At 66.8% G+C, this 11854-nt stretch carries 10 protein-coding genes; 4 read left to right on the top strand and 6 right to left on the bottom strand.

What is annotated here, in order from left to right:
- Positions 1-6: 6 nt before the first annotated feature.
- The gene (locus GA645_RS26560; RefSeq protein ID WP_152227047.1) at positions 7-1071 is read right to left on the bottom strand and encodes a hypothetical protein; all 1065 of its coding nucleotides are present in this window, start codon (positions 1069-1071) and stop codon (positions 7-9) included.
- Positions 1068-2090, bottom strand: coding sequence for a hypothetical protein (locus GA645_RS26555; protein WP_152227045.1), 1023 nt, complete (start codon positions 2088-2090; stop codon positions 1068-1070). Before GA645_RS26555 ends, GA645_RS26560 begins: the two co-directional genes overlap by 4 nt.
- Positions 2091-2281: 191 nt before the next feature.
- Here GA645_RS26555 and GA645_RS26550 point away from each other — a divergent pair, with 191 nt between their 5' ends.
- Both GA645_RS26550 and GA645_RS26545 read left to right on the top strand, forming a co-directional pair.
- The gene (locus tag GA645_RS26550) at positions 2282-3658 is read left to right on the top strand and encodes a DUF2868 domain-containing protein (RefSeq protein ID WP_152227043.1); all 1377 of its coding nucleotides are present in this window, start codon (positions 2282-2284) and stop codon (positions 3656-3658) included.
- Positions 3651-5024, top strand: coding sequence for a GTPase/DUF3482 domain-containing protein (locus tag GA645_RS26545; protein ID WP_152227041.1), 1374 nt, complete (start codon positions 3651-3653; stop codon positions 5022-5024). The genes GA645_RS26550 and GA645_RS26545 overlap by 8 nt, the downstream gene beginning before the upstream one ends.
- Before the next feature lie 88 nt (positions 5025-5112).
- Here the strand turns inward: GA645_RS26545 and GA645_RS26540 are convergent, their stop codons facing one another.
- Positions 5113-5580: a metallophosphoesterase gene (locus GA645_RS26540; RefSeq protein ID WP_152227039.1), complete on the bottom strand. Its 468-nt coding sequence runs from the start codon at positions 5578-5580 to the stop codon at positions 5113-5115.
- Positions 5581-5629: 49 nt separating this feature from the next.
- On the bottom strand, positions 5630-7021 hold the full coding sequence (locus tag GA645_RS26535) for a nucleobase:cation symporter-2 family protein (RefSeq protein ID WP_152227037.1): 1392 nt from the start codon (positions 7019-7021) through the stop codon (positions 5630-5632).
- Between the two features lie 277 nt (positions 7022-7298).
- Here GA645_RS26535 and GA645_RS26530 point away from each other — a divergent pair, with 277 nt between their 5' ends.
- Positions 7299-7760 carry a prepilin-type N-terminal cleavage/methylation domain-containing protein gene (locus tag GA645_RS26530; RefSeq protein WP_152227035.1) on the top strand — a complete coding sequence of 154 codons (462 nt, stop codon included), beginning with the start codon at positions 7299-7301 and terminating at the stop codon, positions 7758-7760.
- A 201-nt stretch (positions 7761-7961) separates the two neighbouring features.
- Here the strand turns inward: GA645_RS26530 and ilvD are convergent, their stop codons facing one another.
- A complete protein-coding gene (gene ilvD / locus GA645_RS26525; RefSeq protein WP_152227033.1) occupies positions 7962-9800 on the bottom strand; it encodes a dihydroxy-acid dehydratase in 1839 nt (612 codons plus the stop codon).
- Between the two features lie 376 nt (positions 9801-10176).
- Between ilvD and GA645_RS26520 the strand changes: the two genes are divergently transcribed.
- A complete protein-coding gene (locus GA645_RS26520; RefSeq protein ID WP_152227031.1) occupies positions 10177-10491 on the top strand; it encodes a hypothetical protein in 315 nt (104 codons plus the stop codon).
- Positions 10492-10655: 164 nt separating this feature from the next.
- Here GA645_RS26520 and GA645_RS26515 read toward each other — a convergent pair whose 3' ends face one another.
- Positions 10656-11852: a class I SAM-dependent rRNA methyltransferase gene (locus GA645_RS26515; protein ID WP_152227029.1), complete on the bottom strand. Its 1197-nt coding sequence runs from the start codon at positions 11850-11852 to the stop codon at positions 10656-10658.
- Positions 11853-11854 lie beyond the last annotated feature (2 nt).

Below are 11854 nucleotides of genomic sequence, written 5' to 3'. Positions count from 1 at the left end.
TGAACATCAGCGGGAACTCCCGTTGCCAGAGGATACCAGTCGCACCTCCCCGGTGGGACCGGAGGGCGGAACGCGCATGAAGAAGGTGCCGTCTTCGTTGACCTGGGTGATGCCGGTCGCCAGCACCTTGCGATAGTCCTTGAGGTTGAAGGCCAGGGTCTGGTCCGGGCGCTCGGCCTTGAGCAGTACCTGGGAATAGGTGATGAGGATCTCGAAGATCTTAAGGTCGCCCGACTGCAGCCAGATATAGGACTGCCCGGCCTGGCGCGGCGGCTCGAAGGCGAGCGCGGCGGCACCTGCCTTCGGCGCGAACTTCAGGTGCATGCCCTGGGCGTCCAGCCAGCTGGATTCCACGCGGCCGCCGATGCCCACCAGCGGGAAGACCTGGTGGTAGTTCAGGTGCATCACGTTGTCCTGCAGCACCGCGCCGGGGCGGTTCAGGGTCACCAGCGAATCCAGGCGCAGGCCCACCAGGCTCATGGCGCCGTAGCTGGGCACGCCGAGGACCTTCACGCTGTCGGGCTGGTAGTCGAGGTTGTCGCCGTCGAGCTTCACCGTGCCGGACAGCCGCAGCGGCAGCCACGGGCCGATGCCCAGCGGCTGCACTTCGCCGGAAACCAGCAGGCGGTCGCCTTCGACGCTCAGGCTGAAATTGCGCAGCATCGATTCCGGGTAGGCGAGGATGTGCTGGTTGAACAGGTTGGCCAGCTGCTCGGGACTCAGGATCACCTCGCCCTCGGAGACCTCGATGCGCATGTCCTGCGGGCGGTCGAAGTCGACCGGCTCGCCGGCCTTGAGCGGCACCAGCCAGCCCTTGAGCAGCGGACTGTGGAAGCCGACACCGCCCTGGAAATACATGTCCACGTTGTCCAGCAGGATGCCCACGCCGTCCTGGCCGGAGCCGCGCAGGCCGCCGGGGCGCGTGGCGTGGTAATCGGCGGCCGGCGGTGTCTGCTGGAACCAGCCCTGGCGCAGTACGCCCAGTTCGCGCTGTTGCTTGTCGATGGCGCTCTCGGCGGCGGCCTGGCCGGCCAGCGCGAGGCAGAGCAGGGTGGCGAGGAGGGGTTTCATAGGGCTTTCTCCTCTGGGGCGGGCGCTTTAACGGGCGAGACGGCGATGTGCACCATGCCGTCTTCGCGCAGGCGGATTTCGCCGTACTGCAACTGGCGGCGGTAGTCGTAGAGGTTGAACAGCAGCGGCGCGTCGGGACTCAGGCTGGTGAACAGCGCGTAGGCCTTGACCAGGATGGTCCGCGCCATCTTGATATCGCCGCCCTCGATGAACATGTAGCTGTGCGGTGCATTCAGCTGCGGCCATTTCAGGTCGGCCAGCTCACCGCCCAGCAGCAGGTCCATGCCGCCATCGGCGAGCTTCAGGCTGCGCACGGTGAAGTCCAGGCGCGGCGGCGGGAACAGGCCGTCGAGGTCGACCAGGATACGGTTGCCGACCAGCTGCATGTGCGCGGTGTGCAGTTGCAGCACCTCGGACATTTCGATGGACGCGGCGGTCAGCGAGGGGGTGACGTCCACCTCGTCGACGAAGATGCGCTGGGGCACCAGCGCCACCTTCAGCGGCCCGGCCTGCTCGATGCCGGTGACCATCCGCAGCGGCCGCCAGCGGCCCTTGCGCAACAGTTCGCCGCGCACTTCCTGGCCGTCCTTGCGGGTGCTGAGTACGAGATTGCGTACTGGTGCACCGGCGTTGCGCAGCTCCTCGTTGAGCAGGGTGGCGAGGGTGGCGTCGGCGACGAAGATGTCCCCGGCCTGGATGCGCGCGACCATGGATTTCGGGTCGTCCAGCATCAGCGGCGTGCCGGAGCCGGCAACCGGACTCATCTGGATCAGCATCTTGCGGATGAAGAAACCGATGTCGTCGTGCAGGCGGAAATCGGTGTGGCTGATCCACAGTTGCGAGGTGTTGCTGTCGGACTGCCGCGCGCTCACGCTGGCGTCCAGCTGGCGCGGCGGCACGGCCTGCATCAGCGGGGTGTCCGGGCCCCAGCCGGAGGGGCGCACCGGCGGCGTTTCCACGGCTGACGCGGTGGCGGCGGCCAGCAGCAGGGGCAGGGCACTGAGCATCGAGCGCAGCATGGCGGGGCCTCGTTCTTGTTGTTGTAGGCATTCTGGTCGGCGTTGCTGTCGGGCGAGTCTGAGGCCGCAGACGAGCGCCGTGAGCCCTTCCTTGGTTTGGTTGACGCGTGTCGGTGTTACCGGCGGCCCGGGCGGACGCGAGGGCGCCCAGCGGTTATGCTTTGCGCTCAGTACCGATTGTCGGAGAACCCGTGAGCGAGTCCGCCCTCCAATCCCTGTGGCTGTGCGAGGCCGTGCGCCTGCGCGAGGAACAGGTCGGTCCCCTGGAAGACAGCGAAGCCAACCGCCGCGCTATCGCCGGTGGTGGTGATCTGGCGCGGCGTCTGCAGCACCGTGCGCGGCTGCTGGCCGAACGCGACGGCCAGCGTGCCGCCCTGCGCACCTGGACCCAGGGTGCGCGCCTGGCGCTCTATCTCCTGCTGGCGCTGGCCCTGTTCACCGGTGGGGGCCTTGCGCTCGCCGCGCTGGGCGACGGCCTGCGCCCAGTGAATGTGTTCTGGGCCCTGGCCAGCCTGCTCGGCCTGCACCTCATCACCCTGACCGGCTGGTCCCTGGCCTTCTTCGCCAGCGGCGAGGCGACCGGCGCGCTCGGACGCCTGTGGCTGTGGTTGAGTGGCAAGCTCGCCCGCGATGCCCAGGCCGCGCAACTGGCCCCTGCGTTGCTGGTGCTGCTGGATCGCCAGCGCCTCACCCGCTGGGCCCTCGGCATGCTGGTCCACGGCCTGTGGCTGGTGGCGCTGAGCAGTGCGCTGGGCGTGATGCTGGCGTTGCTGGCGACGCGGCGCTACGGCTTTGTCTGGGAGACCACTATCCTCGGCGGCGACACCTTCATCGCCCTGACCCACGGTCTCGGCGCGCTGCCGTCGCTGCTGGGCTTCCCTCAGCCGGATGCCGAATTGGTGCGTGCCAGCGGCGATGAGCTGGTGGCCAACGAGGCCGCCCGCCACGCCTGGGCCGGCTGGCTGGTGGGCATCCTGCTGGTGTACGGCGTGCTACTGCGCGGTGCGCTCTGGCTACTTTGCCTGTGGCGCTGGAAGCGCGGGCGCGCTCGGCTGGCATTGGATATCTCGCTGCCGGGCTATGCCCTGTTGCGTGACCGCCTGATGCCGGCCAGCGAACGCCTGGGCGTGAGTGACGCCGCGCCGGATGCGCTGATCGAGCCGCAGGCGCAGGCCCCGGCCGCCACCGCTGACGGTGCGCTGCTGGTCTCCATCGAGCTGCTGGACCGGCCCAACTGGCCACCGAAGTTGCCGGAAAGCATCGCCAATGCCGGCGACCTCGACGACGGTGCCCAGCGCCGTCGACTACTGGAGCAACTCACCCGTTACCCGCCAGCGCGCCTGGTGATTGCCTGCGACCCGCGTCGCTCGCCGGATCGCGGCACTCTGGCGTTGATCGCCGAGCTTTCTCGCTGCGCTGCGGCCACGCGCATCTGGCTGCTGCAGGCGCCGCTGGGCGAGGCGCTGGACGCCGAGCGCCTGGGTGATTGGCATGCCGCCATCGATCGCCTGCAACTGCCGCACACCTCGGCGTCGCCCCTGGGCTGGCTGGAGGCCGGGCATGACTGATGCGCTGAAACTGGCCGTGGTCGGCCACACCAACGTCGGCAAGACCTCCCTGCTGCGAACCCTGACCCGCGACGTGGGCTTCGGCGAGGTGTCCCATCGCCCCAGCACCACACGGCACGTGGAGGGCGCGCGGCTGTCGGTGGACGGCGAGCCGTTGCTGGAGCTCTACGACACCCCAGGCCTGGAGGACGCCATCGCCCTGCGCGACTTCCTCGATGGTCTGGAACGCCCCGGAGAGCGCCTGGACGGCCCGGAGAAGCTGCGCCGCTTCCTCGACGGCAGCGAAGCCCGTGGCCGCTTCGAGCAGGAGGCCAAGGTGTTGCGCCAGTTGCTGGCCTCCGACGCCGGCCTCTATGTGATCGACGCCCGCGAGCCGGTTCTGGCCAAGTACCGCGACGAACTGGCGGTGCTCTCCGCGTGTGCCCGGCCGCTGTTGCCGGTGCTGAATTTCGTCGCCAGTCCGCAGCACCGTGAAGAGCAGTGGCGCGAGGCACTGTCCCGTCTCGGCCTGCATGCGCTGGTGCGTTTCGACAGCGTGGCGCCGCCGCTGGATGGTGAGCGCCGTCTGTACGAAAGCCTCGCACTGCTGCTGGAGCGTGCCCGGCCACAGTTGGATCGGCTGGTGGCCGATCACGAAGCGCAGACCATCGCCCGCCGCGAAGCGGGTGCACGACTGATCGCCGAACTGCTGGTGGATGTCGCTGCTTGCCGCCAGTTGGTGCCCACTGGCGATGCCGCCGTGCGCGCGGCCACCGAGACGCTGCGCAATCAGGTGCGCAAGCGAGAAGACAATTGCGTGAAGGCGCTGCTCAGCCTCTACGCCTTCCGCAAGGACGACGCCCGCTCGACCGATCTGCCGCTGCTGGATGGTCGCTGGGGCGACGATCTGTTCAACCCGGAAACCCTGCGCCAACTCGGCATTCGCCTTGGTGGCGGCGTCGCTGCCGGTGCCGCGGCGGGAGCGGGGATCGATCTGCTGGTCGGTGGCCTGACCCTGGGAGCGGCCACTGCGCTGGGAGCTATCGCCGGTGGTGCCTGGCAGACCGTTGGCCACTATGGCCAGCGGTTGCTGGGCAAGCTCAAGGGCAGCCGCGAGCTGTCCGTGGATGACAACGTGCTGCGTCTGCTGGCGCTGAGGCAGCGGCAGCTGCTGGCGGCGTTGCAGACGCGCGGGCATGCGGCGGTGGAGGCGATCCATCTGCAGTCGCCGGAAGACAAGCAGTGGCGCGAGGGCAAGCTGCCCGAGGCGCTGCGCAGGGCGCGGGCACATCCGGAGTGGTCGAGCCTCAACGGTGGGCGTCGCAGCGAGAAGAACGAGCGGCAGGAGGCGGTGGCGCAGCTGGCCACGCATCTGCTCGAGCCGTGAACACCGAGCGGGGGGCTGTTCGCGAGCAAGCTCGCTCCTACAGGTTGAGCGTGGCTTTTCGTAGGAGCGAGCTTGCTCGCGAACGCTCCTAGACGAGCGAAACGATCTCGACCCTTGGCTGCCCGTCGGCGACCTCCAGGATCGCCAACGCAATCGGCAACTTGAACCGCCTCGGCCCGGCGCTGCCCGGATTCAGGTACAGCACTCCATCGCGCACCTCGTTCAGCGGCTTGTGCGAATGCCCCGCCAGCACCACGTCGATACCTTCGGCCAGCGGATCGATGGCCAGCTGCTTGAGGTCATGAATCAGGTAGAGCCGCAGTCCACCCAGCTCCAGCACTAGGGTCTCCGGCAGGGCCGCGGCCCAGTCGTCGGTGTCGTTATTGCCACGCACCACATCCAGCGGCGCCAGCGCGCGGAGCTGGTCGAGGAGTGCGGCGGGGCCGATATCGCCCAGGTGCAGGATGCGCTCGCAGCTCTGCAGCGCCGCCAGCGCTTCGGGGCGCAGCAGGCCGTGGGTGTCGGCGATGACGCCGATGCGCAGGGAGGTGGTCATGGGGGGAGCATAAACGACGACGCCACCTGAAGGTGGCGTCGTGTCTGGATCAGCCGTTGTGCGAGGCCTTGGCGGCGTCGGACTCGGGCAGGAACCAGTTCAGCAGCAGGGCGCAGATGCCGCCGGTGGCGACGCCGGATTCCAGCACGTTGCGGATCGCGTGGGGCATGTGCGCGAGGAACTCCGGCACCTGCGAGATGCCCAGGCCCAGCGCCAGGCTTACGGCGATGATCAGCAGCGCGCGGCGGTCCAGGTGGGTGCCGGCGAGGATGTTGATGCCCGAGGCGGCGACCGCGCCGAACATCACCATCACCGCGCCGCCGAGCACCGGCTCGGGAACGGCCTGGATCACGCCGGCGACGCTGGGGAACAGGCCCAGCACGATCAACATTGCGGCGATCCACAGGCCGACATGGCGGCTGGCCACGCCCGTCAGCTGGATCACGCCGTTGTTCTGCGCGAACACCGAGCTCGGGAAGGTGTTGAACAGGCCAGCCAGCAGCGAGTTGGCGCCGTTCACCAATACGCCGCCCTTGATCCGTTGCATCCACAGCGGGCCTTCCACCGGCTGGCGGGAGATCTTGCTGGTGGCGGTGACGTCACCGATGGCTTCCAGCGAAGTCACCAGGTAGATCACCAGCATCGGGATGAACAGGCTCCAGGAGAAGCCCAGGCCGAAGTGCAGCGGCACCGGGACCTGGAAGGCCGGTGCCTCGTGCATGCCGGTGAAGTCCAGGCGGCCCAGGTAGCCGGCCAGCGCGTAGCCCACGGCCAGGGCGATGACGATGGCGCCGCTGCGCATCCACACCACCGGGATGCGGTTGAGGATGACGATGATCGCCAGCACCAGGCCCGACAGCATCAGGTTCTCGCCGTTGGCGAAGGTGCCGTTGCCCATGGCGGAGAAGCCGCCGCCCATGCTGATCAGGCCGACCTTGATCAGGGTGAGGCCGATCATCAGCACCACGATGCCGGTCACCAGCGGGGTGATCAGGCGCTTCACGAAGGGCAGGATGCGCGACACGCCCATCTCCACGAAGGAGCCGGCCATGACCACGCCGAAGATGGCCGCCATTACCGCTTCCACCGGGGTGCCGTTCTTCACCATCAGCGCACCGCCGGCGATCAGCGGGCCGACGAAGTTGAAGCTGGTGCCCTGGACGATCAGCAGACCCGCACCGAACGGCCCGAAGCGCTTGCACTGGACGAAGGTGGCGATGCCGGAGATCACCAGCGACATCGACACGATCAGGTTGGTGTCGCGCGGCGATACGCCCAGCGCCTGGCAGATCAGCAGGCCGGGGGTGACGATCGGCACGATGATCGCCAGCAGGTGCTGAAGTGCCGCGAGCAGGGCAATGGGCAGGGCCGGGCGGTCTTCCAGGCCGTAGACCAGATCGGGCTGATCCTTGGCGGCGGACGGGTTCTCGAAGGAGCTCATGGGGGCGGTCCGGAAAAAAAGAGCGCGATTTTACTGGCCAAGGCCTGGATCGCACAGTGCCATGAGACAAGGAAGGACGAACGGGAAGCGCGGTTTCGTTCAGATAGAGGCCAGAGTAGTAGTGCTACGTCCTTCGGCGGTCCAGAAAAGAGAGAAATTTCAGCATCTTGCGCGGATTCGTCTGAATGCGGCAGCCCGATGTGGCGACTTGAATGGAGCGAATCCGGCGCGGCTCAACGACGTCGGATGTCTATCAACGCTACAAAAGGACTTGCTGATGAAGAACGTGCAACGTGGTTTCACCCTGATCGAACTGATGATCGTCGTGGCGATCGTCGGCATCCTGGCTTCGGTTTCGCTTCCCTTGTATTCGGATTACTCATCGCGCTCGCGGGCTGCTGCGGCGAAGACGGAGCTTTCCGGTGTGAAGACGGCGGTCAGTCTTTGTATGGCCGACGCGAAGCTGGAGGAGTGCAAGGCGGGCACCTACGGGATTCCCGAGGTCTTCGCGGAGACGTCGAACATCAGGGGCGGCTATTCGGTTGCCAGTGGTGTCATCGAAGCGAATACCGCGGCGACCGATGTGGACGGCAATGCCCTGACTATCAAGCTGACGCCTGCGAAGGACAGCAAGACCGGAAATATCACCTGGGAGGAAAAAGGTACGATCTGCAATTCGGAGCGTGGCATGAAGCCGGGGTATGGCGACTGCCCGAAGACGCCGAAAACCGGCTCGTAAGGTTTAATGAAATCCGCAACCCGCCATCGGGTAGCGGAGCTGCATGAACCTGTAGGAGCGAGCTTGCTCGCGAACGGACTTCCCGGCTGCACTGAAGCTGGGCTGGTTCGCGAGCAAGCTCGCTCCCACGAACAGCGAAAAGCAGCAGCTGGAACAAAAAAAGCCCGGCATTCGCCGGGCTTTTTCATCGCTCTACCAGACTCAGCCTTCCAGCAGCGTCTTGTCGCGCACCGCGCCCTTGTCGGCGCTGGTGGCCAGCAGGGCGTAGGCTTTCAGCGCAGTGCTGACTTTACGAGCGCGCGGCTGGGCAGGCTTCCAGCCTTTCTTGTCCTGCTCGACGCGGCGGGCTGCCAGTTCTTCATCGCTCACCAGCAGGTTGATGCTGCGGTTGGGGATGTCGATCAGCACCTTGTCGCCGTCCTGCACCAGGCCGATGGCGCCGCCAGCGGCGGCTTCCGGCGAGGCGTGGCCGATGGACAGGCCCGAGGTGCCGCCGGAGAAGCGGCCATCGGTGAGCAGGGCGCAGTCCTTGCCCAGGCCCTTGGATTTCAGGTAGCTGGTCGGGTACAGCATTTCCTGCATGCCCGGGCCGCCTTTCGGGCCTTCGTAGCGGATGATCACGATGTCGCCCGGCTTCACTTCGTCGGCGAGGATGCCCTTCACGGCGCCGTCCTGGCTTTCGAAGATCTTCGCGCGGCCTTCGAACACGTGGATGGATTCGTCCACGCCAGCGGTCTTCACCACGCAGCCGTCCAGGGCGATGTTGCCGTACAGCACGGCCAGACCACCTTCCTGGGAGTAGGCGTGCTCGACGCTGCGGATGCAGCCTTCGGCGCGGTCATCGTCCAGGGTCGGCCAGCGGGTGCTCTGGCTGAACGCAACCTGGGTCGGGATGCCGGCGGGGCCGGCCTTGAAGAAGGTGTGGACCTTCTCGTCCTGGGTCTGGGTGATGTCCCACTGGGCGATGGCGTCGGCCATGCTCGGGCTGTGCACGGTCGGAACGTCGGTGTGCAGCAGGCCGCCACGGGCCAGTTCGCCGAGGATGGAGAAGATGCCACCGGCGCGGTGCACGTCTTCCATGTGGTACTTCTGGATGTTTGGCGCGACCTTGCACAGCTGCGGCACCTTGCGCGACAGGCGATCGATGTCGCGCAGGTCGAAGGCGATCTCCGCCTCCTGGGCTGCGGCAAGCAGGTGCAGGATGGTGTTGGTCGAGCCGCCCATGGCGATGTCGAGGGTCATGGCGTTCTCGAACGCCTTGAAGCTGGCGACGTTGCGCGGCAGCACGGACTCGTCGCCTTCGCCGTAATAGCGCTGGCACAGCTCGACGGCCAGGCGGCCGGCGCGCAGGAACAGCTGCTCGCGGTCGGCGTGGGTGGCCAGGGTCGAACCGTTGCCCGGCAGGGACAGGCCCAGGGCTTCGGTCAGGCAGTTCATCGAGTTGGCGGTGAACATGCCGGAGCAGGAACCGCAGGTGGGGCAGGCGCTGCGCTCGTACTCGGCGACCTTCTCGTCGGAGCAGGAGTCGTCGGCGGCAGCCACCATGGCGTCGACCAGGTCCAGGCCATGGTTGGCCAGCTTGGTCTTGCCGGCTTCCATCGGGCCGCCGGAGACGAACACCACCGGGATGTTCAGGCGCAGGGCGGCCATCAGCATGCCGGGGGTGATCTTGTCGCAGTTGGAGATGCAGACGATGGCGTCGGCGCAGTGGGCGTTGACCATGTACTCCACGGAGTCGGCGATGATCTCGCGCGACGGCAGGGAATAGAGCATGCCGTCATGGCCCATGGCGATGCCGTCGTCCACGGCGATGGTGTTGAATTCCTTGGCCACGCCGCCGTGCTTTTCGATCTCGCGGGCGACCAGCTGGCCCAGGTCCTTCAGGTGTACGTGGCCGGGCACGAACTGGGTGAAGGAGTTGGCGATGGCGATGATCGGCTTCTTGAAGTCTTCGTCCTTCATCCCGGTGGCGCGCCAGAGGGCGCGGGCGCCGGCCATGTTGCGGCCGTGGGTGGAGGTTTTCGAGCGGTAATCGGGCATGAAGGGTTCCTGCGCATCAGGTCACGGTGGGAGCCGATCCGGGTCTTTTCGTGCGGCGGCGTACAGCGGGTAGGGCTGGCCGGCGAGACCTTGAGCGGACTCTGATTTCGTATCGTGAGCGCGGTACGCACCGGATGCAAACAGCAGATGGCCTTGCATGGGCGAGGTCGGCGCGCGGCGTGGCGGGGTCACCGCCTGCTCGGCCGGGGCTCACAGGCCCGCCGGGGGATAAATGGCAGGAATGCCCGGATTCTACGCCGGCCCTTGCCGCCAGGGAAAGGCTGGCGGTCGGTACGGGCCATGGACTTTCGCCGTCCTGGCGTGGTCAGAATGGCCATCGACGCTTTTCGGTCCCGTTCGTTGAAGGAGCAACACCATGAAAGTCACCCGCATCGCCCTGCTCGCCGCGCTTTTCGTCGGCAGCGTACAAGCCTCGTCGGATCAGGCCTGGCAGGCGCAGGACAAGCAGCAGCGCGAAGCCTGCCTGGCGCTGAGCCATCTGCAGAACAAGAAGGTGCTGGGCGCGCCGGTGCTGTTCGATGACAGCGTGGGATACACGGCGCTGATGATTGGTGGGACCTATGCCCAAAAACACATGAAGGGCAAACCGGGCCGCGAGCTGTGCCTGTTCGAGCGCAAGACCGGCAATGCAGTGATCAGCGAGGCGGATTCGCTGATGCCGATGAAGTAAGGACTTGGCCCGGAGGCGGCGGATAAAGCGTTCCGCTTTATGCGCCCTACGCGGCTGCACACCTGTAGGGCGGATAACGCCTCGGGCGTTATCCGCCATCCGCCGCTGAAATGAAAAACGGGGCGCTCCCGTCAGGAGACGCCCCGTTTTCGTGCCGCAGTGCCTTAGCCGTTGGGCAGCAGGCGCACGGTCAGGCTCTTGATGTAGCGGGTCTCGTGGATCGCCGGGTGCACCGGGTGATCAGGGCCCTGGCCGCCGCGCTCGAGCAGCTGGATGTTGCGGTCCAGGTGGCGGGCGCTACCGAGCAGGATGTCCTGCAGATCATCCTCGGGCAGGTGCATCGAGCAGGAGGCGCTGACCAGCACGCCGTCCTTGGAGAGCAGGCGCATGGCCTGTTCATTGAGGCGGCGGTAGGCGGCCTCGCCGTTCTTCAGGTCCTTCTTGCGCTTGATGAAGGCGGGCGGGTCGGCGACGATCACGTCGAAGCGCTCGTCGGCGGCCTTCAGCTCACGCAGGGCTTCGAACACGTCGCCTTCCACGCAAGCCACTTTCTCGGCCACGCCGTTGAGCGCGGCGTTGCGCTCCACGCCGTCCAGGGCGAAGCCGGAGGCGTCCACGCACATCACTTCGCTGGCGCCGAAGGCCGCGGCCTGGATGCCCCAGCCGCCGATGTAGCTGAACAGATCGAGGACGCGCTTGCCCTGCACGTAGGGCTGCAGGCGTGCGCGGTTCATGCGGTGGTCGTAGAACCAGCCGGTCTTCTGGCCGGCCAGTACCGGGGCCTCGAACTTCACGCCGTTCTCTTCCAGGGCGACCCACTCAGGGACTTCGCCGTAGGCATTGGCGACGTAGCGTTCCAGGCCTTCGGCATCACGGGCGCTGGAGTCGTTCTTCCACAGCACGGCGCTGGGCTTGAGCACCTGCAGCAGGGCGGCGAGGACGTCGTCGCGGTGCTTTTCCATGGTCGCCGAGGCGAGCTGGACCACCAGTACGTCGCCGAAGCGGTCGACCACCAGGCCCGGCAGCAGGTCGGAGTCGCCGTAGACCAGGCGGTAGAAGGGCTTGTCGAACAGGCGGTCGCGCAGGCTGAGTGCGACGTTCAGGCGGTGAACCAGCAGGGATTTGTCGAGAACGTGCTTGGTGTCGCGGGAGATCAGGCGGGCGCAGATGAGGTTGTTCGGGCTCATCGCAACGATGCCCAGCGGCTTGCCGTTGGCCATCTCGAGGATGGCCTGCTCGCCAGCACCGAATCCGTTCAGCGGGGTGGCGGCAACGTCCACCTCGTTGCTGTAGACCCACAGGTGGCCGGCGCGCAGGCGGCGCTCGGCATTGGCTTTCAGACGCAGGCTGGGCAGGGTCATGG

The organism is Pseudomonas sp. SCB32 (genome assembly GCF_009189165.1).
Classification (GTDB): Bacteria; Pseudomonadota; Gammaproteobacteria; order Pseudomonadales; family Pseudomonadaceae; genus Pseudomonas.
This window is presented reverse-complemented; position numbering and strand designations above follow the sequence as displayed.

Coding starts and splice junctions, on each gene's coding strand:
- GA645_RS26560 (WP_152227047.1), bottom strand. CDS start 1,071: ATGAAACCCCTCCTCGCCACCCTGCTCTGCCTCGCGCTGGCCGGCCAG.
- GA645_RS26520 (WP_152227031.1), top strand. CDS start 10,177: ATGAAAGTCACCCGCATCGCCCTGCTCGCCGCGCTTTTCGTCGGCAGC.
- GA645_RS26555 (WP_152227045.1), bottom strand. CDS start 2,090: ATGCTGCGCTCGATGCTCAGTGCCCTGCCCCTGCTGCTGGCCGCCGCC.
- GA645_RS26515 (WP_152227029.1), bottom strand. CDS start 11,852: ATGACCCTGCCCAGCCTGCGTCTGAAAGCCAATGCCGAGCGCCGCCTG.
- GA645_RS26540 (WP_152227039.1), bottom strand. CDS start 5,580: ATGACCACCTCCCTGCGCATCGGCGTCATCGCCGACACCCACGGCCTG.
- GA645_RS26530 (WP_152227035.1), top strand. CDS start 7,299: ATGAAGAACGTGCAACGTGGTTTCACCCTGATCGAACTGATGATCGTC.
- GA645_RS26535 (WP_152227037.1), bottom strand. CDS start 7,021: ATGAGCTCCTTCGAGAACCCGTCCGCCGCCAAGGATCAGCCCGATCTG.
- ilvD (WP_152227033.1), bottom strand. CDS start 9,800: ATGCCCGATTACCGCTCGAAAACCTCCACCCACGGCCGCAACATGGCC.
- GA645_RS26545 (WP_152227041.1), top strand. CDS start 3,651: ATGACTGATGCGCTGAAACTGGCCGTGGTCGGCCACACCAACGTCGGC.